This is a genomic window from Pseudomonas sp. TE4620 (assembly GCF_056279045.1).
The window spans coordinates 1,943,829-1,965,575 of the sequence record NZ_JBWBQO010000001.1; the positions used below are offsets into that span (position 1 = coordinate 1,943,829).

Sequence of the window (21,747 nt, forward strand, 5' to 3'; positions counted from 1 at the left end):
ACTCCTTGACGAAGAGGGTAGGCCGTTTCCTGAATCATTCAGGAAGACGAATCGGGCCGGAGCCGGCGAGTCGCCAACGATACGTCGAATCAGGTTGCAAGAGTATGGGAAGTATAGAGGCGTTGAAAATTGTGGTAGGAATTGTCGAAAATTCCTACGCACTTGAGTTGTGGCTTGTCGGGGTGAATGACTCGGCCTGAGACCTGCGAGGCCAGCTTCCACCCCCCACTCACTCCATCAGAACGACGTGGTAAACGAGGCGAAGTACGCCCGGCCCGCTTCGTTATAGGTCAGTGCCCCGGCTTCATCGGAGTTGCCCTCGCGGTATAGGCGCTTGTCGAACAGGTTGTTGACGCCCACGCGCATGCTCAGGTTCTTGGTGAACTCGTAACCGCTGCTGATGCCGACAATGCCGTAGGGGTCGACGTCCTTCTGCACCTTCTTGTCCAGGGTTTCATTGGCCCGGGCGTTGTAGGTTGGCGCTTCCTGCTTGCCGTAGTAGGTGCCGTTGAGCTGGAACGACAGCTTGTCGGTGACATTCCAGTCCAGGGTCGAGTTGACCGTGTACTCGGGGATGATGCTCAGCGGCTCGCCGGTTTTCTTATCCTTGGACTCGATCATGTAGGTGAAGTTGGTGTTCCAGTCCAGCGCCGGAGTCAGCTCGACGAACAGGTTGCCCTCAACCCCTTGCACCACGGCCTTGCCGGTGTTTTCCCAGCGCAGGATGCGCCGGCCGTTGGGCAGGCGGAACAAGGTCTGGTTGCCGGCTTCGATCTTGTTCTTGTAGTCGTTACGGAAGTAGGTGGCGCTGGTGCGCCAGGTGCCTTTGTCGTAGGCCAGGCCCAGTTCCTTGTTGACGCTGGTTTCCGGGTCGAGGTTGGCGTTGCCCAGCAGGTAGCAGCCGCCGTTGTTGACTTCACCGGAGTTGCAGCCCGTACCGCGGCTGTACAGCAGGTAGTTGGGGTTGGCCTGGTACAGGTTGGGGGTCTTGTAGGCGCGGGCGATGCCGCCCTTGATGCTCAGGGCCTCGGTGATCTGGTGCGAGGCGTTCAGGCTCGGGCTCCAGTTGTCGCCGTAGTCTTCGTGGTGGTCCAGGCGCAGGCCGGGGGTGACGATGGTGTTTTCACCGACTTCGATGTTGTCCTCGGCGTACAGGGCAAAGCTGCGCGCGGTGGATTTGGTCTGGGTGCGGTCAAAGCCCGGCAGCTCGGCACCCGGGTCATAGCTTTGCGGGCGCAGCGAACCCGGGTCGTTGAGCGACTCGTAGAGGTACTCGCCGCCCAGGGTCAGCACCTGCTCCAGGCCCATGCTCAGCGGCAGGTTGACCTCGCCGGTGGCGCGGGTGTTGCGCAGGCGCGACTCGAAGCGCCCGGCACCGCCCGATGGCGCGCCTTCGCCCCAGCCGGCCAGGCCTTCGTTGAGACGCTCGTTGCGGGTCAGGTCGTAGGACAGCGAGGCGGTCGAGGTGCCCCAGTCGTAGTCGCCACGGTGGGTCAGGGCAAAGCTTGAGCGCTGCATGACGTTGGTTTCCTTGCCCACCTGGCTCTCGACGAACTCGCCGCCGGCGTTGAGCATGGTGTCGCCGGCAAAGATGTTGCCCTGGCGGCTGTAGCTGGACTCCAGGTCGACGGTGTTGGCCGGGTCGATCTTCCAGCTCAGCAGGCCGTTGATGTCCTTGTTGCGCACACCTTCGCGGCCGGCCATCAGCGATTCTTCATAGGCCTGGTGCGCCGAGTTGATCTTCATGTCGTCGGCGTCGGTCTTGTTCAGGTTGCCGTAAACGCGAAAGATCAGGCTGTCGGTGAGCGGCCCGCTGAGGCTGAAGTTGACCCGCTTGCCGGTGCCTTCGGAGTCGTCCTCGGGGAGCATGGTGTAGAGGGTCATCGAGCCGCGCAGGTCCTGGGTCGGGCGCTTGGTGATGATGTTGACCACACCACCCATGGCACCCGAGCCGTAGCGTGCGGCGGCCGGGCCGCGGAGGATCTCGATGCGTTCGACTTCTTCGGCCGGCACCCAGTTGGTTTCGCCGCGGGTGTCGCGGTCGCCGCTCCAGCCGTAGCGCACGGCGTTGCGCGAGGTCGACGGCTTGCCATCGATGAGGATCAGGGTGTTTTCCGGGCCCATGCCGCGCAGGTCGATCTGGCGGTTGTTGCCACGCGCGCCGCTGCTGCTGTTGCCGGTGAGGTTGACCCCCGGTTCGCGGCGGATGATGTCGGAAAGATCGTTGACCGGCGGACGCTTCTTGATGTCTTCAGCGGTGATGATCGACACGCCTGGCGCTTGCTTGAGCTCCTCTTCGGCGGTGCCCAGCACCCGGGTGTTCTCCAGCTCGATCGCCTGCCGGCTGCCGTCCACTGGCAGGTCGGTGGGCTGCACCTGGACTTCATCCGGTTGCAGCTCCAGGGGCGCTGCGGCCAGTGCCGTGGAACCCAGGGTGGCCAGCAAGGCAATGCTCAAGCGGCTGAGGTTGAAGCGCGACACCATGTCAGATCTCTCCTGAAACAAAGGGTGAACGGCCTGGACGGAAGGGCCGGGCCGTTCGGGAAGTCAAGAATGATAAGAATTACCATTCGCGTGTAAACCCTTAAGGAGAAAAATAAAATATTAACGAAGCAGGGCGGTAAAACCCTGCTACGGCGATTCCGACAGATTAATGGCAAAAGGCCTTTAGAACTGTAGGGATGCTGCCAGGCTTGAGGTGCGGCCGGGTGCTGGCATCATGCTTTGCGACATGGGGTCGAGGTAGTACTGGTCGGTAAAGTTGTAAACATTGAAACTGACCTTGAGTTCATCGCTGACCTGGTAGTCGGCGAAAAAATCATAGATGCGCGCTTCCAGGTAGTGCTGCTGCGGTGTGGTGGTGCCTACGTGCCAGCTTTTGTCCAGCACGTACATCGGCCCGCTGGTGTAGCGCATGCGTATGCCACTGGCCAGTTTCTGCTCGAAGGCCTTGGCCCCCAGCACCAGGTTGACGCTGTAGCGCGGCGGGTTCTGGGTGTTGGTGTAGGAACCCTGGAAACCGCCGGTGGTGCAGTCCGGCGTTTCGCTCTTGCCGCCGTCGCGCAGGGCCTGGGCAAAGGCGCGGTCGCAGGTTTCGGCCTTGATGTTGTAGACGTACGAGGCGTCGGCGAACCACCAGGCGCTGTCGTAGTGGCTTTGCAGCTCGATGCCCTGGGTGGTGAAGCTGTCGACGTTGCGGATCTTCAGCTCGCCGTTGAAGCCGGGGCGGCCCTTGGGGTTGTAGCGGTAGTTGCGGGTGACCATGTCATCGATGGTGTTGTGAAAGTAGGCCAGCTTGAACCCGGCCTGGTCGTTGTCCAGCAGCAGGTTGCTGCCCTTGAACGATGCGCCGACCTCGAAGGTTTTCATCCGTTCCGGGCGCAAGTCGTAGTTCGGTTCTGCCGACCAGCTGCCCAGGGTGGTCTCGAACAGCGACGGCATGCGCATGCCCTGGTTGTACAGGGCATACGCCATGACATTGGGGGTAAAGGCATAGCTGACGCTGTAGGCCGGGGCGAAGCCGTGGCCAGACAGTTCGGCATTGTCGGCGAAGCCGGCAAATTCGGCGTTCCACCACGGCTCGTCGGGGCCGGCCCCGGCCGGCGCGGCATACAGCGCCTGGCGGTTGCGGTCATAGATGCGGTAACCGCTGTAGCGCCCGCCAGCGGTGAACGTCAGCTGCGGGACCGGTTTGTATTCCAGGGCGGTGCTGAGGCTGTATTCGTGGCGATAGCCATTGCGTTCGATGCGGTTGTTTTCCAGGTCGTCCTGCCACGGCTTGCGGCTAGGGTCGATGCTTTCGTACTGGTACGAGGCGCCATAGGTCAGGGCGTAGTCGCCGCTGCCGGTCAGCAGGCGGCTGGTGTTGCTGATGTCAGTGCCGACCTTGAGGTTGCTCAGGTCGGACTTGAGCGATTGGCGGTAGTGCTCGCTTTGCTCGTCCTGATAGCCCTGGCCGCGTTGCGGCGCTGTAAAGCCGACGTTGTTGTACATGATGCTGCGCCCGAAGGTTGCCCAGGCATGACCGTTGAGGTCGATGTAGCGGGCCAGGCTGTCGTCCTCGGGGCGCCATTTGAACTCGCTGGTGAGGGTGTGCAGCTTCATGTTGCCGGGCTTGAACTGGATCATCTGGTTGGCGCCGCTGTAGTCGTAGACCGGGTCGAGGGTCTCGCGCACAAAGCAGCCGGTGCTGTCCCACATATTGTCGCCGTCCGGCACCGGGGCCGCGATGGCCGAGCATTGCTGGTAATACTCGGGGGCGGCGCTCATCCAGAAGGCTTCGTCGTAGCGGTCGATGTCTTTTTTGAAGTCGCCCAGTGGCTGGGTCATCGACGGGCCTGAGCGGCCAATCTGCGAGGGCATGATTTCGCCAAAGCTCGAATCCATGTAGCGGTAGCCCAGGCCCAGCTCCAGGCCGTTGTCGCGGTACAGGGTGCCCTTGAGCATGAAGGATTTGTTGTGGGTGCTGGAGTTGAGCACCTCTTCGCCGGGCCAGTAGTTGCGTGCCACGGTGTTGGCATCGACCAGGGCGCCGCCACTGATTACCGAGGTGTCGTAGCGCGAATAACCGTGCTTGCCGGCAAAGTAGTTGTTGTTACGTCGCTCGGCGTAGGCGGCGACCACATCGAAGGCTTCGTCCTTGTGGGCGAAGGCCAGGCTGCGCGACCAGTCGTGCGCGTGCAGCAGGTCATTGCGCTCGGTGCGTGGGCGCACCCGATAGTCGCTGGGGACGTCGGCGCTGCTGTTGTCCGCCAGCGAGCCGCGCAGGCGCCAGCCGGTGGTCTCGCCGGGTTTGAGGATGTCATCGACGGTCAGTGTCTGCATCTCGACCGAGCCGCCGATGGCGCCGGAAGCACCGGCGTCCAGGCTCGGGCCCTTGTTGACGGTGACGCTGCTGATCAGGTCCGGGTCGATGTAGGCGCGCTGTGCAGTGCCGGCGTAGCCGCGGTAAACATCCAGCGACTGCTGGCTGCCATCGACCTTGACCGGCACCCGGCCCTGGCCCTGGATGCCGCGGATGTTGACTTCGATACCGCCGCCGTTGCGCCCGTCGGAGGTCTGCACGCCAGCGATGCCGGCGAGCAGGTCGGCATTGGAGCGACCGCGAAAACGCTCCAGTTGCTCCAGATTGCGGGTTTCCACCGAGCGTGGCACGCCGTAGTCCTTGAGCCCGTCGTCCTCGGCCTGGCCCTTGACCCGGGTGGCGCCGAGCTCCAGGGCATCACTGGCGTGCGCGGCCTTTTCGATCAGCACCCGGCCGTCGTCACTGAAGTAGGCGCTCAGGCCGCTACCGGCCAGCAGTTTGCTCAAGGCCTGGGCCGGCGCGTAATGGCCCTGCAGGCCCAGCGACGGCTTGCCGGCGGTCAGGCGCGCATCCACCGACAGCAGCAGGCCGGCACTGGCGGCGAACTGGGTCAGGGCCTGGTCGAGGGTGCCAGCGGGAATCTGGTACAAGCGTTGTTCCTGGCGGGCAGCTTCGGCCTGGGCGGGCATGGCCAGGCTGCAGCAGGCGCTGCCGAGCAGGCCGGCGAGCAATCCGCTGCGGATTGCCAAGCTCAGGGGGGACGGGCAGGGGGGCGGCAGGTTCGGCATCCCGAAGACTCCTTTGAGAATGCGTATTGGTTAGCTTTGATGACTAACCCGAACGAGCGGCGCAAACCGACAACGGCTTGCGCAGTTATTTTTGCGAAAGTGCAAGCACGGGCGGTCAACGCGCGGTAACGGTCACCCAGTAGCGGCTCAGGTAGTGCACGCGGATCGGCAGGCTGTCTTGCAGGGCGGTGAGGGTGCGCTCGCTGTCGGCGAGGGCAAATACGCCGGTGATTGGCAGTTCGGCGATGGCCGGCTCGCAGCGGATGACCCCGCGCCGATGGCGGCCCAGTTCCTCGAGAAAACGCCCCAGCGGCAGGCGCTCGGCAATCAGCCGGCCGTGCTCCCAGGCAATGCTGTTGCTGTCGGCCGGATGCTGTGGTCCGCAGCCCTGGCGGTTGAACCACAGGCCGTGGCCGGCCGTGAGCAACTGCTCGGTGCCCGCTCCGGGTCGAATCATCAAGGCGCCTTCGAACAGCTCGACGCGGCTGCCACCCCGCAGCTCGCGCACGGCAAAGCGGGTACCGAGGGCCTGTACTTCACCGGCCAGGGTCTGGACCTTGAGCGGCCTTGGGTCTTTGCCGCTGGTCAGCAGCAGCTCGCCTTCGAGCAGGTGGATGCGCCGCTCTTGTGCGCTGAACTGGATGTTGACGCTGCTGCGGCTGTTGAGCAGCAGCTGGCTGCCATCGGCCAGTTGCAGGCGGCGCACTTCGCCGGGGGCGCTGCGCTGGTCGGCCATCGCCTCGCGCCACGGCAGATGGCGCTGCCCCAGGTAAGCGCTGCCGCCCAGCAGTAGCACGACGCACAGTTGGCGCAGCAGCGAACGCCGGCTCTGGCGCTCTTCGAGCACGCTGCGGGCAGTTTGCGCAGGCACGGCGGCGAGGGTCTGCTGCAGGGTTTGCAGGCGTTGCCAGGCGCGCCGGTGCTCGGCATCGGCCGCTTGCCAATCGGCAAACGCCAGGCGTTGCCCGGCATCCAGCGGGCCGTCCCAGTGCAGCATCAGCCAGTGGCTGGCCTGCTCGACAATCGCCGCGTCGATCGGTGCATCGTTTACCGCGCTCATTCGCTGTAGAGCACCTGGTAGCAGGCCTGGATGGCGCGGATCATGTACTTTTGCACCGAGCTTACGGTGACCCCCAGGCGCTCGGCGATCTCGGCATAGCCCAGGCCTTCGAAGCGCGACAGCAAAAAGGCGCTGCGCACCTTGGCCGGCATGCTGTCGAGCATCTGGTCGATCTGTTGCAGGGTCTGCAGGATCATCGCGCGGGTCTCCAGCGACGGCGTTTGCGGTTCGTCCAGGTGGGCGATGCTGGCCAGGTACGCCTGCTCGATGCGTTGCCGGCGCCACTGGTCGATGACCAGGTTGCGCGCCAGTTGCACCAGGTAGCTGCGGCCCTCGTCGTGGCCGGGCAAACGGCCGCTCACCAGCAGGCGCAGGAAGGTGTCGTGGGCGATGTCGGCAGCACGCTCACGGTCGCCCAGGCGCTTGCGCAGCCAGGCCTGCAGCCAGCCGTGGTGATCGCGATAGAGGCCATGGAGCTGTTGCTGGGGAGCGGGGGAGGTAGGGGACACCCGGAGATCCTGAAACATGAAAGATGCAGTTGCGAATTGTTCGCATTATAAGGGCAAAAAAAGAACCGTGACCAGCCTGTCGGCGAGTCACGGTCAAGGGGGGGAGAATCAGATTGCCGGCGATGGGGCGCGAAGCGGCCCCGAATTAATTACTGCTGCAACACCGTCGCCTGGTTACCCGCACCAAACTGCTGGATGGTCGCGGCCATGTTTGCGCCGCTCTGGTCGACCATCGCCTGGTTGGCCGAGCCGCCCTGGGTCACGTAGGCGACGTTGACGCCGTCGGTCTGCTTGATGTTGGCCTGGTTGTTGTCGCCGTACAGCTGCCAGGTGTAGCTCTGGTTGCCGCTGCCCGATTGCTCGACCTTGACGCTGTTGCCGGCGCCGCTGCTGACGCCGGTGGCGTAGTTGGCGGTGCCGCGCTGGTCGGCGATCAGCAGGTTGTCGCTGCCGTTCTGTTCAAAATACAGCTCGTTGTTGTTGTCGACCTGGGCAAGTTCGGCGCTGTTGCCGCTGCCGTTCTGGTTCAGGCGGGCGAGCTGGGTGCTGCCGTCCTGGGTGAAGTTGGCACTGTTGCCGCTGCCGTTCTGGTTGACCTCGGCGCGCTGGGCGCTGCCGAACTGGCCGCCGGACTTGTCGCCCTTCCAGTTGCTGGCGAGGATCTTGTTGCCGGTGCCGGTGGAGCTCACCGTGAGCACGTGGTTGTCGCCATTCTGGTAGGTGTAGTGGACGTTGCCCTGGCCGTTCTGGAACACCGTGGTGGTCGACTGCTGCGATCCGAACTGGTCGGCATAGCTGGCGTTGAGGCTGCCGGCCTGGGTGATGCTGGCCACGTTGCCCTCGCCGAAGCTCTGGTCGAGCACGCTTTCGTTGGTTTGCCCGTACTGGGTCACCGTGGCCTGGCTGCCCAGTTGGGTGTCTTGCCAGACTTCGCTGGAGTTGGCGCTGCCGGTCTGGCTGATGGTGACGCTGCCATCCTGGCCTTCGCGCTGATCGCCATAGGCCCAGTTGTCATCGCCGGCCTGGTAGATGCCGATCTGGCCATTGTTGTAGTTCAGGTGCTCGGCGGCGCTGTAGTTGCCGCTACCGGCCTGGATGCTCAGGGCGTTGTTGCCGCCGCCTCCGTACTGCTGCTCGACAAAGGCGCGGTTGTTATCGCCGAATTGCAAGGTGGTGCCCTGGCTGCCGGCCTGGGTGTCCTGGTAGATGAACGAGAAGTTGCCGGTGCCTTGCTGGGTCTGCTGGGCGCTGTTCTCGACCCCCAGCGACTGGCTGGCGTGGGTGTTGTTCAGGGCCCCGGCGTTTTGCTGGTTGATCTGGCTGCCGAACTCGTACAACTGCTCGGCGTAGCCGGCGTTGTAGTCGCCGGCGCCGCTTTGCTGGATCTGGCTGTTGCCGCCGTCCTGCTTGGCGGCGTGGTTGTTGCCCAGGCCCAGCTGGTTCTGGGTGGTGGTACTGAGCGGCGCGGCGGTCTGCTTGACCTCGGCGATGTTCTCGGTGCCGAACTGGCTCTGGGTCGACTGGCTGTCGTCAGCCATGGCCTGGCCGGCAAGGGCCAGGACAATGGCGGCGCTTAAAGGAGCGAGCTTGAACATGGTGGTGCCTCCAGGTTTAACGGTATTGGTTGACCTGCACGCGCTGACCGTTGCCGGCCTGGATCACCGAGCTGGAAAGCCCGCTGCCGGCCTGCTCGATGCTGGCGCTGTTGCTGTTGCCGTATTGCTCGATCTGCGCGCGGTTGTTGCTGCCGCTCTGGCTGATCGAGGCGCTGTTGCCGTAGCCCTGCTGGCTGATCGAGGCCATCAGGTCGTTGCCTTGTTGCAGGATGTACGCCTCCTGCGCGCCACCTTGCTGGACGATGCGCCCGAGCAGCGCCTGGCCGTCCTGGCCAATCGCTGCGCGGTTGCTCTGGCCGTTCTGCTCGACCAGCGCCTGCTGGCCGCTTGAAGGCGCCAGTGGCTGCATCGACAGCTCGCCCAGGTCGCTGCCCATGGCCAGGTCAGCGTTGTCCATCAGGTCGTCGGCCAGGGCGCCCTGAGCGCTCAGGCTCAGGCACAGCAGCAAGGTGGTCAGGCGCGCCATGGTCGTTCTCCTGTGGTTACTGCACGGTGACCGGCACAGTGCGCACGGTGCCCAGGCTGGTGGTGACGGTTGCCGTCGGTGCCGGTGTGCTCGGCGCGACGCTGTTGGTGACGCTCAGCCGCCAGCGTCCGGTCAGCGGTACCGGGGTGGTGCCCAGGCTGACCAGGCCGGTCGGGGTGCTGACCTGCACGGTGACGGCGTTGAGCAGGATCGCCGAGGTGGTGCCGGAGATGTCCCAGGTAAAGCGACCGCCAGCCCGCGCCGTGACCGTTGCGGCGGTGACGGTGAAGTTCTCTGCCGGTGGCCGTGGCGACACCTGCACCGTGACCGTGGCCGGTGCCGACAGGGCACCTGCGCTGTCGCGGGCGATGTAGGTGAAGGTGGTGCTGAACGCGGCCAGGATCACTGCCGGCGGGGTGTAGGTGACCTGGTTGCCGTCGGTGCTGACCGTGCCGCGGCCCAGCGCCGGCTGGGTAACGCTGGCGACCGTCAGCGGTACGTTGCCATCCGGATCGCTGTCGTTGCCCAGCACGTTGATCGGCAAGGCCACGCCGAGGGTGCTGGCGGTGTCGTTGACAGCCAGCGGCGGCTGGTTGGCGGCGACGTTGACGGTGACGTTGGTAACGGCCGATTTCAGCCCTTTGCTGTCCTGGGCACGGTAAGTGAAGGTGGCCACCAGCGGCGCATTGACCACTGCCGGTGGGGTGTAGGTGACGGCCGTGGTGCCGTTGAGCACCACCGTGCCCTGGCCGGTGGCCGGCTGGGTGAGGTCGCTGATGCTCAGCGGCACGTTTTCGTCAGGGTCGCTGTCGTTGGGCAGCAAGTTCAGGCTCAGCGGCACGCCAACGCGGGTGCTGCCGACGTCGGCCTGGGCCACTGGCGGCTGGTTGGCGGCGTCGACCGGGGCATTGCCGATTACCACCACCGGCTCGCTGTCGCTGCCGCCGGCGGCGGATTTCACCGTCACGATCGCAGGCGGCTGGCTCAGCTCGTTGACCGTCAGGGTCTGCAGGGTGCCGGACTTCGACAACCGCCCGTAACCCTGGGCGACCAGGTCGGGCACCTGCACTTCATCACTGGAGCTGGCCTCGATGCGCAGGCGCTTGTTGGCCCAGTCATAGCGGGCGGTGGTGACCTTGACTACGTCGCTGAGCTTGCTCGACAGCGCGGTGGGGCGGGTGGCGCCGGTCGGGTCGCTGGCGGTGACGACGATGACTGGCGGCGGTGCGGCGCTGCTCAGGTGCTGGGCGAAGAACAGGCCATTGTTGTCGGCCAGCAGGTTGAACTGGCAGGGCGAGGGCGGGGTGCCCGGCACCAGCGCAAGGGTCTCGCGCATGCACAGCGTGGCGTTGTTCGGCGCCTTGGCGAACACCTCGACGCGGGTGCCGTCCGAGGTGCGCCGGTAGCTGGCCCGCTGCAGTTCGGCAGGGGTTTGCTTGCGTGGGTCGAGGACCTTGCCGGAGACCGTGAACAGGTTGGTCTGGATGGTCCCGGCCGGGCCCTGGATGCGCACGAAGTTGGTGTTGTTGGGGCTGCCGGTGACCGCTTCGGTGATGTTCGGGTCGCCGACGTAGGTTTCGCTGGCGCCGGTGTCCGGATTGATCTCGGTGTAGGGGCCGCCGACGCCGCGCAGGAACGGCCCGATCGCGCCGTTGAGCACGCCGCTGAAGTTGCCCGGGGCGCCGATGCCGATGTCGCGGGTAATGTTGATGGCGCGGCGCCCGGCGGTGGTGACGTTGACCGTCTCGACCCCGTACGGGTGGGTGATCACGTAAGTGCCGGTGCGCGGCACCGAGGCGCGGATACGGATACGGGCGAAGCTTTGCTGGTCGCCGTCCACCGGGTTTTCGGCGGCAAACGCCGCCTCGATACCGGCGACATAGACTTCCAGCTCGTAACCGCTGTTGCCCACTTCAGGGATTTCGGTCTCGGCCAGAAACCAGAACATCTCCGGCGGCCAGTTGTCGGGGAACACCAGCGGCAGGGCGTCGTCGTACACCCCGGGCTCCGGCAGCAAGGTACACATGTAGGCCGGCGGCACCGAAACCGCTACCCGCGAGCTTGCCGCCCGCGACTGGCACAGCTCCAGCGACAGGTTGCCGTGGTCCTGGTACCACATCGGGTAACGCCCGGTGGCCAGGGTGTAGGGGCCGGGATCGACCGCCTTGAGGCCGGCCCAGGCAGTGCCGGCCAGCGAGAGGGAAAGCCCGGCTGCGCAGAGCGCCAGGCGTGGCCAGTTGTTCATGCTGCCTCCTGCTACGGGACGTGGCGTAAGAGTGTTCATGGCACGAGCACCACTTCTTCGCTGTCGCTACCGCCGTTGGTGCTGGTCACCGTGACCTTGGCGGGCGGAATCGGCGACAGGCCGGTGGTGAGGGTCTTGACCGCGCCATTGCCGCTCAGGGTGCCGATCGTGGCGCCGTTGCCGGTGCGGGCGCTGAGCACTGGCGGGCTGGTTTCGTCGCTGGTGCTGGCAACCAGGGTCAGTTGCCCGGAGGCCAGGCTGTACTCGGCGCGCTCGATCACCACCAGGTCGGTCAGCGCCAGGGTCAGGGTGGTCGGGGTACTGGTGGGGATCGCCAGGCTGTTGTCGGCGGTCACCTGCAGGTTCAGCGGCAGCGACGGGTTGAGCACCGACTGGGCGTACCAGGCACCGGTGGTGTTGGCCTCGCTGAGGTTGAGGTTGGGGGTCTGGCTGACCAGGGTGGCGGTCGCCGGTGGCGGCGGGGCTTGTACGAACAGGTCCTGCTGGGCACGCAGGTCGCCGTTCTCGCTGTGCCGCGAATAGGTGCTGCGCTGGGCGATCACCGGGGTCGGGCGGGCGACGGTGGAGAGCTTGCCCGAGACCGAGAACAGTTCGGTACGCAAATCCAGGCCGTTGGGGCCCTCGATGCGCACGAAGTTGGTGTTGAACGGGCTGCCGGTCACCGCTTCCTGCAGGTTCGGGTCGCCGATGAAGCGTTCGCTGGCGCCAGTGGCCGGGTTGGTTTCGCTGTAGGGGCCACCGGCACCGCGCAGGAACGGGCCGACATCGCCCTTGAGCGCGCCGCTGTAGGTTTTCGGCGCGCCGATGCCGATGTCGCGGGTCATGTTGATTGCCCGCCGCCCGGCCGCCGGTACATCGAACACTTCGACGCCGTAGGGGTGGGTGACGATGTAGGTGCCTGGCGTGGGCACGTCGACGCGGATACGCACCCGGGCAAAGCTGACCTGATCACCGTCGACCACGTCTTCGGCAGCGAAGGCGGCCTCGATGGCGGTGCCGTAGGTCAGGTCGATGCCGCTGGCGGCGTCGGTGATGGCGGCATCGGCGGTGAACCAGAAGGTTTCGTCGGGGTAGTTGCTCGGGAAGCTGATCGGCCGGGTGTCGTCGAACACCCCGGGGGCGGGGTTGAGCACGCACATGTACGACGGCGCCCCGGGTGCGCCGGGCACCCGCGAACTGACCGCCTTGGACAGGCACAGATCGAGCACCCGGCCATGGGTGTCCTGGTACCAGGCAGCAAAGCCGCCGGTAGCGGGCAGGTAAGGGCCGGGGTCTACTTCGAACAGGGCGGCCTGGGCCGGTGCCTGGATAATGCTCGCCAGGATCAGCAGAGCCAGTGGGTGGGGCGTTGGACGGTGCATGAGTCTTCCCTCTTGCAATCGGGCCCATGGACTTGGGTCGTCTGCACAGGCATCGGCAACATCCGTACCAATTTATTCTCAAGACCCTGCAGGCCTTGCTGCACAAGGCCTGGCGTGCGGTTACAGGGTGTCGGCAGAGCCACTCGACTCGGGGCGCTGGCCCCAGGGTTGGGGGCAAGTGGGGCAAGCGGGCGGGGGAATTGCGCGGGCTGGGCTATAACCTAAGGAGCGTTCATTCGGGAGTCAGTGATGAGCAGCCAGCCACGCCTCGATTCGTCGTCCCTGCAGCTCGCAAGCCCGGCCCCGGCCGCCGCGCGCAAGCCGTTCAACCTGCTGCGCTGGTACGCCTTCGTCAGCCTGGCGATCATCCTTTCAGTGGCCGTGGGCCTGGGCTTGATCTCCAGCCGCTTCGTGATCAACGAAAGCGTCGAGCGCGACGCCTTGCTCACCGCCCAGTTCATCCAGGCCATCGCCCTGGCCGAAGTGCGCCACGTGTCGATCCCCAACGTGCGGACCATGGGCGAGTTGCTCGACCCGCGCCTGGACCAGGCCTTCCCGGATGTCGACCCCGAGGTCCGGCGCAGCGCCCGGGGCGAGTTCCTCGACCATATCGCCCACCTGCCCGACGTGTTGCTGGCCAATATCTACGCCCCGGACCGCATGGTCATCTGGTCGAGCAACCCGGCGCTGGTGGGCAAGATGATCGACGCCGATGACGACCTTGACCATGCCTTCGACCAGAAGATGCGCGTCTCGGCCAGCTACCACGACGTCGACCAGGCGCGCAGCGAGCAGAAGTTCATTACCCCGCCCGAGCAGTTGTTCATCGAGAACTACATCCCGCTGTTCGATGCCGAGGGCGGCAACGTCACCGCCATGGTCGAGATCTACAAGGAGCCCCGCGACCTGATTTTGCGTATCGAACGCGGCCTGTTGCTGATCTGGCTGGCCACGGCGATCGGCGCCGGGCTTGTGTACATCGGTCTGTACGGCATCATGCGCCGCGCCGCCCGGCAGTTGGCGGTGCAGCAAAAACGCCTGATCAACAACGAAACCTATGTGGCCCTGGGCGAGATGTCGTCGGCGGTAGCCCACAGCCTGCGCAACCCCCTGGCGAGCATTCGCTCCAGCGCCGAACTGGCCCAGGAGATCGAAGAGGGGCCGGCGCAGAAGAACATCGGCGACATCATCAGCCAGGTCGACCGCATGTCCCACTGGGTGCGCGAGCTGTTGCAGTCGCTGCGGCCCTTGAACGATACCCCGGAGCCGGTAGACCTGCTGCGGGTGCTGCAGGACAGCCTGCAAGGCTTTGCCCCGCAACTGCTGCGCCAGGGCGTGCGCCTGCAGATGGGCGAATTGCCCCAGGCCCTGGTGTTGTGCCAGCCGGTACTGCTCGGGCAGATCTTCAACAGCCTGATCGCCAACGCCCTGGAGGCCATGCCCGAAGGCGGTGAACTGCGTGTCGAGCGGCGCCGGCACACGCGCCAGGGCCTGACCCTGCAGTTGTGCGACAGCGGCAAGGGCATGACCGAGGAGCAGCAACGCATGGCCTTCAAGCCGTTCTTCAGCACCAAGCAAGGCGGACTGGGGGTTGGCCTGGTGCTGGTGCGGCGGATCATGGAGCGCTTTGGCGGAACGGTGAAGCTCAGTAGCGAGGAGGGGCAGGGTACGTGTGTGTTGCTGACGTTCAGGGCGGTGGGGAAGTAACGGATAAAGCACTTTAATAAATACTAATAACTATATGAATTTAAACACATTACTGTTTTTTAGCTCCCGCAGGGTAAAGACCCAGAACTGGGGGTGGTTTTCCAACATCACTCTTCGTAAATAATATTAGGTAGTAGGCATAACCTATTGATAATTAACGAATACACATCCTGATACAGATATGGCCAGGTAATTGCAAAACGACATTACCAGTCCCTGAATCTGGGTGAAGATGATGAAAACCCCAACCCCCACCCCTCTTGTCCTGAGCATCGCCCTGGCCATTGCCTTAATGGCTGATGCCAACGCCAGCCGCCTGGATGATGTCGAGCCGCCAGAGCCTGGCGACCCCTCGGCCTTTAGCGATCCACCCGCCGACAGCGCCGCAGCGTTGAACAACCTGCTGTCGCTGCCCGAGGCCAACCTCGGCGCCTTCGACCTGCCCGAGGGCGAGGGCGACCGCACCACCCCGCGCCAGGAGAACGAGCGCCCGCCAGCGCTGCAAACCAGCTTCAACTACCCCACCAATGGCGCCCCCAGCCCGATGTTCGGCGCCCAGCCGTTCAGCCAGCAACTGCTGCTGTTCGAAGAATTCGGCCCGACCCGCCTCGACCCGACCACCCCCGCCGGGCTGCTGGTGTTCCCGGCGCCCAGCACCGGCCCGGCGCCGCAGCAAGACCCGCTCAACGTCGCGCGCAGTGCGCCGTCCGGGCCGTTGCTCGATGCCTTTCTCAAGCAGCCGGGCCTGACCCCGTTCCCCGGCCAGTTTGCCAACGTTGTCGACCGCAACCCCTGGCAGCAGCAGATCGAGCTGTTCCTCAACCGCCACATCGGCTCTGCCGCCGAAGGCCGGCCACCAGGAAAGGGCTGGTCGCACCAGCGCTGGAACGAGTTCTACCCCCAGGCCGCCTACAAAACCGCGCAAGCCGGGGCGCGGATCAACAGCGGCCTGCGTGACGCCATGCAGATGCACCACTACAGCGTCGGCGAGTTCGGCCCCGGCGGCCTTTACTACAACACCGCCGGCCAGGCCAACACCCTGGGCACCACCAAGGGCGTCGATACCCGCTTCCACCCCAACATGCCGCTGCAGGATCACAAGTCGCTATGGACCTTCGACGGCACCTTGCCGGCCAAGCTGTTGATGGTGCGATACGGCCAGCCGCTGCTGATGCGCCATTACAACGCCTTGCCGATCGACCCCGCCGCCAACCACGGCTTTGGCCTGCACACCATCAGCACCCATGAACACAACGGCCACGCCCCGGCCGAAAGCGACGGCTACGCCAACGCGTTCTTCTTCCCGGGCCAGTACTACGACTACCGCTGGCCGATCCAGCTGGCCGGCTACGACAGCATCAACACCCGCGCCGAAGACCCGCGCGCGGCGTTCCCCTGCACCCCGGGCGAAACCCTGTGGGTCAACGACGCCAACCCGGGGCTGAAAACCTGCGAGAACGGCAGTATCCGCATTCGCGGCGACTGGCGCGAAACCATGAGCACCCACTGGTTTCATGACCACATGCTCGATTTCACCGCGCAGAACGTCTACAAGGGCAACGCTGCGATGATGAACTACTACAGTGCCCTGGACCGCGGCAACGAGGCCTTCGACGATGGCGTCAATCTGCGCCTGCCCAGCGGCTCGGCGCTGTCATGGGGCAATCGCGACTATGACCTCAACCTGCTGATCGCCGACAAGGCCTGGGGCCAGAACGGCCAGCTGTGGTTCAACCCGTTCAACACCGACGGCTTTCTCGGCGACCAGATCCTGGTCAACTGGCAATACAAGCCATACCTCGACGTGCGCGCCCGCAGCTACCGCCTGCGCATCCTCAACGGTTCGGTGTCGCGCTACCTGAAACTGGCGCTGGTGCGTGAAATCAAGGGCAGCGGCGGCGAGTTCGCCGGGCCCAAGGGTTCGGGGCTTTCTTATGCGCGGGTGCCATTCCACATGATCGCCAACGACGGCAACATCATGGAACACGCGGTGCCGTTCGACGGCAGCATGGACCTGGACGCCAACGGCGACAAACAGGACCACAACGCCATCCTGCCGACCCAGGGCATCGCCGAGCGCTTCGACATTGTCGTCAACTTCGCCAAGAACGGGATCAAGCCCGGCGACAAGCTGTTCTTGCTCAACCTCCAGGCCCACGACACCGGCAAGGGCCCCAAAGAGGCCATCGCCCTGGCCGACGTGCTGTCGGAGAAGTACCAGGCGGTGATCAAGCAGACCAGCAAGGGCCCGCAATGGGATAAAGGCGACCCCACCGTCAACAAGATCCTGCAGTTCAACGTCAAGCCCTACAGCGGCCAGGACCTGGCCATGGACCCGGCCGCCTACGAGCCGGCCAAACCCGGCAAGGCCGAGGGCAAGGTGATGATCCCGCTCAAGTTGCACCGCGACAACCCGGCAGACATCGCCCGCCTGGCCCAGGCCCGCCATCGCACCTTCATCTTCGGCCGCTCCGATGGCACCGACCAGGCGCCGTGGACGGTCAAGACCGACGGCGGCTTTGGCTATCACATGGACCCGCGCCGGCTCAACGCCGCGCCTCAGCTGGCCACTGGCCCCACCGACGCCGGCGCCAGCGGCTTCGGCACCCTGGAAATCTGGAAGATCCAGAACGGTGGCAACGGCTGGAGCCACCCGGTGCACGTGCACTTCGAGGAGGGCATCATCCTCAGCCGCGGCGGCAAGGCGCCGCCGGAATGGGAAAAGTGGGCGCGCAAGGACGTCTACCGGATCGGCAGCGAAGCCGACGGCCTGGACAACGTCGAGGTGGCGATCAACTTTCGCGAATTCGCCGGCACCTACATGGAGCACTGCCACAACACCCAGCACGAGGACAACTCGATGCTGCTGCGCTGGGACATCGAGCACCCCGGCCAGTTGCAGTTGATGCCCACGCCCTTGCCTAGCTGGGACGGGGTCAAGTACGTCAACTCGGCGGCGCTGCCGACCTGGCGCAACGGCGATGGCAAGGGCCCGCAGGTCAAGGTCGGCAAGTAGCCGGGGGAGGTTGCCATGGGCGTTATCGCACGTTGCCTGTTGCTCTGCTGGCTGTGCAGCAGCCTGCCGGGGCTGGCCGAGGAGGCCACGCCCTGGGGGGCGCAGTACTTCCCCAATACCGAGCTGATCGACCACAACGGTGAGCACCTGCGCTTTTTCGACGACCTGATCAAGGACAAGGTGGTGGTGATCAACTTCATCTTCACCGGTTGTGGCGATTCCTGCCCGCTGGAGACCGCGCGCCTGCGCCAGGTCCAGCAACTGCTGGGCGAGCGGGTCGGGCGCGAGGTGTTCTTCTACTCGATCAGCATCGACCCGCTCAGCGATACCCCCGAGGTGCTCAAGGCCTATGCGGCAAAGTTCAAGGTGGCGCCCGGCTGGCGCTTTCTAACCGGCGACAAAGGCCAGATCGATGCCTTGCGCCGCAGCCTGGGCCTGTTTATCGAAGGCGTCGACAACGGCCGCAGTCGCGACCACAACCTCAGCCTGATCGTCGGCAACCAGGCCACCGGGCGCTGGATGAAGGCCTCACCCTTCGAAAACCCGTGGATTCTCGCCGACCAACTGGCCAACAGCCTGCAGAACTGGAAGCAACCCAGTAGCGAGCAGAGCTACGCCGATGCCCCGCAGATTCGCCCGCCGAGCAGCGGCGAAGAGCTGTTTCGCACCCGTTGCGCCGCTTGTCACAGCCTCGGCCCGGAAGATGGCCAGGCTACCGGCCTGCGCGCGGTCGGCCCGGACTTGCTCGGCGTTACCCGGCGCCGCGAGCAGCGCTGGCTGAGCCGCTGGATCCGCGAGCCGGATCGCATGCTCGCCGAGCAAGACCCGCAGGTCATGGCGCTGTACCGGCAATACAACGGCGTGGCCATGCCCAACCTGCGCCTGAACGAGGCCGATGCCCAGGCCTTGCTGGCGTTTCTCGAGCAGGAGGCCGAACGCCAACAGCCATAAAGGCAAAATACTATCACTGGCGCCGTGGCCATTAGTTTTGATGTGCCACGCCTGTGTGCACGCTGGGCTATAAGTTCTAAGAAAAGAAGCATCCACGGCAGGACCAGACCCGATGCAGATGCTCAACGGAAAACTGGCCGATGAGGGCCTCGACAGCCAGGCAGCCGACCGACCCTTGCGCCAGTTCAACCTGTTGCGCTGGTTCTCGTTGGTCAGCCTGTTGATCATCGCTTCGGTGGCGGGCGGGCTGGGCTATGTCTCGACCCGCTTCGTGGTCACCGACAGCGTCGAGCGCGATGCCATGCTCACCGCCCAGTTCATCCAGGCCATGGCCCAGGCCGAAGTGCGCCATTCGCGCATTCCGCCGGGCACCACCATGGGCGAGCTGCTCGACCCGCGCCTGGACCAGCACCACCCGGGGGTCAGCCCGACCCTGGCCGAGTCCACCCGGGTGGAGTTTCTCGACCATGTCGAACACCTGCCCGACACCTTGCTGGCCAACGTCTATGCCCTGGACCGGACCATCGTCTGGTCGACCAACCCGCAGCTGATCGGGGAGAGAATCGTCGGTGACGACGACCTGGATGAATCGTTCGCCTCGAAAGTGCCGGTCTCGGCCAGCTACCACAAGGCCAATGAAGACCGCGATGAACAAAAGTTCCAGCGCGCGCCGCAGTACCTGTTCATCGAGAACTACATCCCGATGTTCGACAGCGACGGGCAAAAGGTGCTGTCGATGGTCGAGGTGTACAAGGAACCCCAGGACCTGGTGCGGCGCATCCAGCGCGGCTACGTGCTGATCTGGGCCTCGACCCTGGTCGGCGGGGCGCTGATCTACTTCGGCCTGTTCTGGATCGTGCGCCGCGCCGCGAGCATGCTGCAGACCCAGCAAACCCAGCTGGTGGCCAGCGAAACCTTCGTCGCCCTTGGCGAAATGTCCTCGGCGGTGGCCCACAGCCTGCGCAACCCGCTGGCCAATATCCGCTCCAGCGCCGAACTTGCCCAGGACATCGCCAGTGCCCCGGCGCAGAAGAACATTGGCGACATCATCAGCCAGGTCGACCGCATGTCGCGCTGGGTGCGCGACTTGCTGGTGTCGCTGCGCCCGGTCAACGACGATGCCGAAGCGGTCGAGCTGGTGGCAGCGATCGACGACACCCGCCATGCCTTTGCCCAGCAACTGGAGCGGCATAAGGTCCAGGTGCAGATCGACACGCCCGAGGCGGCCTGGGTGATCAGCCAGCCGGTGCTGCTGACGCAGATTCTCAACAGCCTGTTCGCCAATGCCCTCGAAGCCATGCCCACGGGCGGGCGCCTGAGCGTGGTGGTGCAGGCGCTGGAAGACGGCAAACAGCTGCAACTGACCTTGAGCGACACCGGCAAGGGCATGACCCAGCAGCAGGAGCGGATGGTCTTCAAGCCGTTTTTTACGACCAAACAGGGCGGCCTCGGGGTCGGCCTGGTACTGGTCAAGCGGATCATGGAACGTTTTGGTGGCTCGGTGAGCCTGGCCAGCCGCGAAGAGGAAGGAACCCGCGTGTGCCTGATCTTCAATATTGCAGCGGGAGGGGACCATGGAGCAGAGCATCCTGGTGGTTGAGGACGATCAAATCCTCGCCGAGAACATCCAGACCTACCTTGAGCGCAAAGGCTTCGAGGTCACGGTTTGCCACAGCGCCGAAGAGGCCCTGGAGCAGCTGCCACGCTGCCAGCCCGATGCGGTGCTGACCGACAACTCGCTGCCGGGCATGAACGGCCACGAGCTGCTCAAGGCCCTGGCCCAGCGCGCGCCGGAGCTCAAGGTGATCATGATGACCGGCTACGGCAACGTCGAAGACGCCGTGCTGGCGATGAAGGAGGGCGCCTTCCACTACCTGACCAAACCGGTGGTGCTGGCCGAGCTCAAACTGATGCTGGAGAAGGCCCTGGCTACCGAGCGCATGGAGCGCACCCTGTCGTTCTACCAGGAACGCGAGGCGCAAAAATCAGGTGGCCAGGCGCTGATAGGCGAATCACCAGCCATGCTCGGCCTCAAGCACACCATCCGCCAGCTGCTCGATGCCGAGCAGCGCATGGCCAGCGGCGACCTGCCGCCGGTGCTGGTAGAAGGCGAGACCGGTACCGGCAAGGAGCTGGTAGCCCGCGCCCTGCATTTTGACGGAGTGCGCAGCAAGGGGCCGTTTATCGAGTTCAACTGCGCATCGATCCCGGCCAACCTGCTGGAGGCTGAACTGTTCGGCCATGAGAAGGGCGCGTTTACCGATGCCAAGGATCGCCGGGTGGGCCTGGTCGAGGCGGCCGACGGCGGCACCTTGTTCCTCGACGAGATTGGCGAAATGGACCTGCTGCTGCAGGCCAAGCTGCTCAAGCTACTGGAAGACCGCACCATTCGCCGGATTGGCGCGGTGAAAGAGCGCAAGGTCGACTTGCGCATTATCAGCGCCACCAACTGCAACCTGGAGCAGATGGTCCAGCAGGGCAAGTTTCGCCGTGACCTGTTCTTCCGCCTGCGTATTATCTCGATCAAGGTGCCCAGGCTGTATGCCCGGGGTGAAGACATCCTGCTGCTGGCCCGGCATTTTCTTGCCCTGCACGGCAAACGCTATGGCAAGCCCAACCTGCGCTTTTGCGACGAGGCCGAGGAGTTGATGCTCAACTACAGCTGGCCGGGCAACGTGCGCGAGTTGCGCAACATGCTTGAACAGACGGTGTTGCTGGCGCCCCAGGAGCTGATCGCCCCGCACCAGCTCAACGTGTGCATGAGCCTGGTCGACGAGCCGCTGGAAATGCCGGCGCCTGCCGTGCATGAAGCGTTCGGCAATGCTGAGGCCATGGCCTCGGCGAGCTTGCCGGAAGTGGAGCGCGACATGGTGCGCAAGATGCTCGACCGCACCGACTGGAACGTCACCAAATCGGCGCGGCTGCTGGGCCTGAGCCGGGACATGTTGCGCTACCGGATCGAAAAGCTCGGCCTGACCCGGCCGGACAAGCGCCAGTGGTAGGCGTACATAATGCCAAACCTGTGGGAGCGGGCTGGACCCGCGATCGAGCGCGCAGCGGTCGTAATCAGATCCACATTGGAGGTCAGCCCTAGGCTTTGTACGAAAAGTGCCTGCGCGACGATCATGCTGCGTTGAAAACAGGCTCGGAATGCTCATTTACAACTCGTAAAGTCGTGCGCGACCCCGGCCGTTCCTCGCCTG

Annotated in this window: 13 protein-coding genes; 5 read left to right on the forward strand and 8 right to left on the reverse strand. The window is 64.7% G+C overall.

Annotation, left to right across the window (positions count from 1 at the left end; genetic code table 11):
- Window positions 1–237: 237 nt before the first annotated feature.
- The 8 genes from ACZ9A3_RS09230 to ACZ9A3_RS09265 form a co-directional block, all read right to left on the reverse strand.
- A complete protein-coding gene (locus ACZ9A3_RS09230; protein ID WP_093383373.1) occupies window positions 238–2,484 on the reverse strand; it encodes a FepA family TonB-dependent siderophore receptor in 2,247 nt (748 codons plus the stop codon).
- Window positions 2,485–2,667: 183 nt separating this feature from the next.
- Window positions 2,668–5,592 carry a TonB-dependent receptor gene (locus tag ACZ9A3_RS09235; protein ID WP_476252428.1) on the reverse strand — a complete coding sequence of 975 codons (2,925 nt, stop codon included), beginning with the start codon at window positions 5,590–5,592 and terminating at the stop codon, window positions 2,668–2,670.
- A gap of 115 nt (window positions 5,593–5,707) precedes the next feature.
- Window positions 5,708–6,652: a FecR domain-containing protein gene (locus ACZ9A3_RS09240; RefSeq protein WP_476252429.1), complete on the reverse strand. Its 945-nt coding sequence runs from the start codon at window positions 6,650–6,652 to the stop codon at window positions 5,708–5,710.
- Window positions 6,649–7,161: a sigma-70 family RNA polymerase sigma factor gene (locus ACZ9A3_RS09245; protein WP_249744355.1), complete on the reverse strand. Its 513-nt coding sequence runs from the start codon at window positions 7,159–7,161 to the stop codon at window positions 6,649–6,651. The genes ACZ9A3_RS09240 and ACZ9A3_RS09245 overlap by 4 nt, the downstream gene beginning before the upstream one ends.
- Before the next feature lie 149 nt (window positions 7,162–7,310).
- Window positions 7,311–8,756 carry a curlin gene (locus ACZ9A3_RS09250; protein ID WP_476252430.1) on the reverse strand — a complete coding sequence of 482 codons (1,446 nt, stop codon included), beginning with the start codon at window positions 8,754–8,756 and terminating at the stop codon, window positions 7,311–7,313.
- Window positions 8,757–8,772: 16 nt separating this feature from the next.
- Window positions 8,773–9,243 (reverse strand): curlin, encoded by a 471-nt coding sequence (locus ACZ9A3_RS09255; protein WP_045198721.1) that lies wholly within the window; start codon window positions 9,241–9,243, stop codon window positions 8,773–8,775.
- Between the two features lie 16 nt (window positions 9,244–9,259).
- Window positions 9,260–11,488, reverse strand: coding sequence for an Ig-like domain-containing protein (locus ACZ9A3_RS09260; RefSeq protein ID WP_476252431.1), 2,229 nt, complete (start codon window positions 11,486–11,488; stop codon window positions 9,260–9,262).
- Window positions 11,489–11,523: 35 nt separating this feature from the next.
- Complete coding sequence (locus tag ACZ9A3_RS09265; RefSeq protein ID WP_476252432.1) at window positions 11,524–12,870, reverse strand: hypothetical protein; 1,347 nt, start codon at window positions 12,868–12,870, stop codon at window positions 11,524–11,526.
- A 249-nt stretch (window positions 12,871–13,119) separates the two neighbouring features.
- Here ACZ9A3_RS09265 and ACZ9A3_RS09270 point away from each other — a divergent pair, with 249 nt between their 5' ends.
- The 5 genes from ACZ9A3_RS09270 to ACZ9A3_RS09290 all read left to right on the forward strand — a co-directional run bounded on the left by ACZ9A3_RS09270 (window position 13,120) and on the right by ACZ9A3_RS09290 (window position 21,546).
- Entirely contained in the window at window positions 13,120–14,577 is a 1,458-nt protein-coding gene (locus ACZ9A3_RS09270) for a sensor histidine kinase (RefSeq protein WP_476252433.1), read from the forward strand.
- Window positions 14,578–14,812: 235 nt separating this feature from the next.
- Window positions 14,813–17,593 (forward strand): multicopper oxidase domain-containing protein, encoded by a 2,781-nt coding sequence (locus tag ACZ9A3_RS09275; RefSeq protein ID WP_401290346.1) that lies wholly within the window; start codon window positions 14,813–14,815, stop codon window positions 17,591–17,593.
- A gap of 15 nt (window positions 17,594–17,608) precedes the next feature.
- Window positions 17,609–18,544, forward strand: a complete 936-nt coding sequence (locus ACZ9A3_RS09280) for an SCO family protein (protein ID WP_093383339.1) — start codon at window positions 17,609–17,611, stop codon at window positions 18,542–18,544.
- A gap of 112 nt (window positions 18,545–18,656) precedes the next feature.
- Window positions 18,657–20,144 carry a sensor histidine kinase gene (locus tag ACZ9A3_RS09285; RefSeq protein ID WP_476252434.1) on the forward strand — a complete coding sequence of 496 codons (1,488 nt, stop codon included), beginning with the start codon at window positions 18,657–18,659 and terminating at the stop codon, window positions 20,142–20,144.
- On the forward strand, window positions 20,119–21,546 hold the full coding sequence (locus ACZ9A3_RS09290) for a sigma-54-dependent transcriptional regulator (protein WP_258717020.1): 1,428 nt from the start codon (window positions 20,119–20,121) through the stop codon (window positions 21,544–21,546). The genes ACZ9A3_RS09285 and ACZ9A3_RS09290 overlap by 26 nt, the downstream gene beginning before the upstream one ends.
- The last annotated feature ends 201 nt before the right edge of the window (window positions 21,547–21,747 follow it).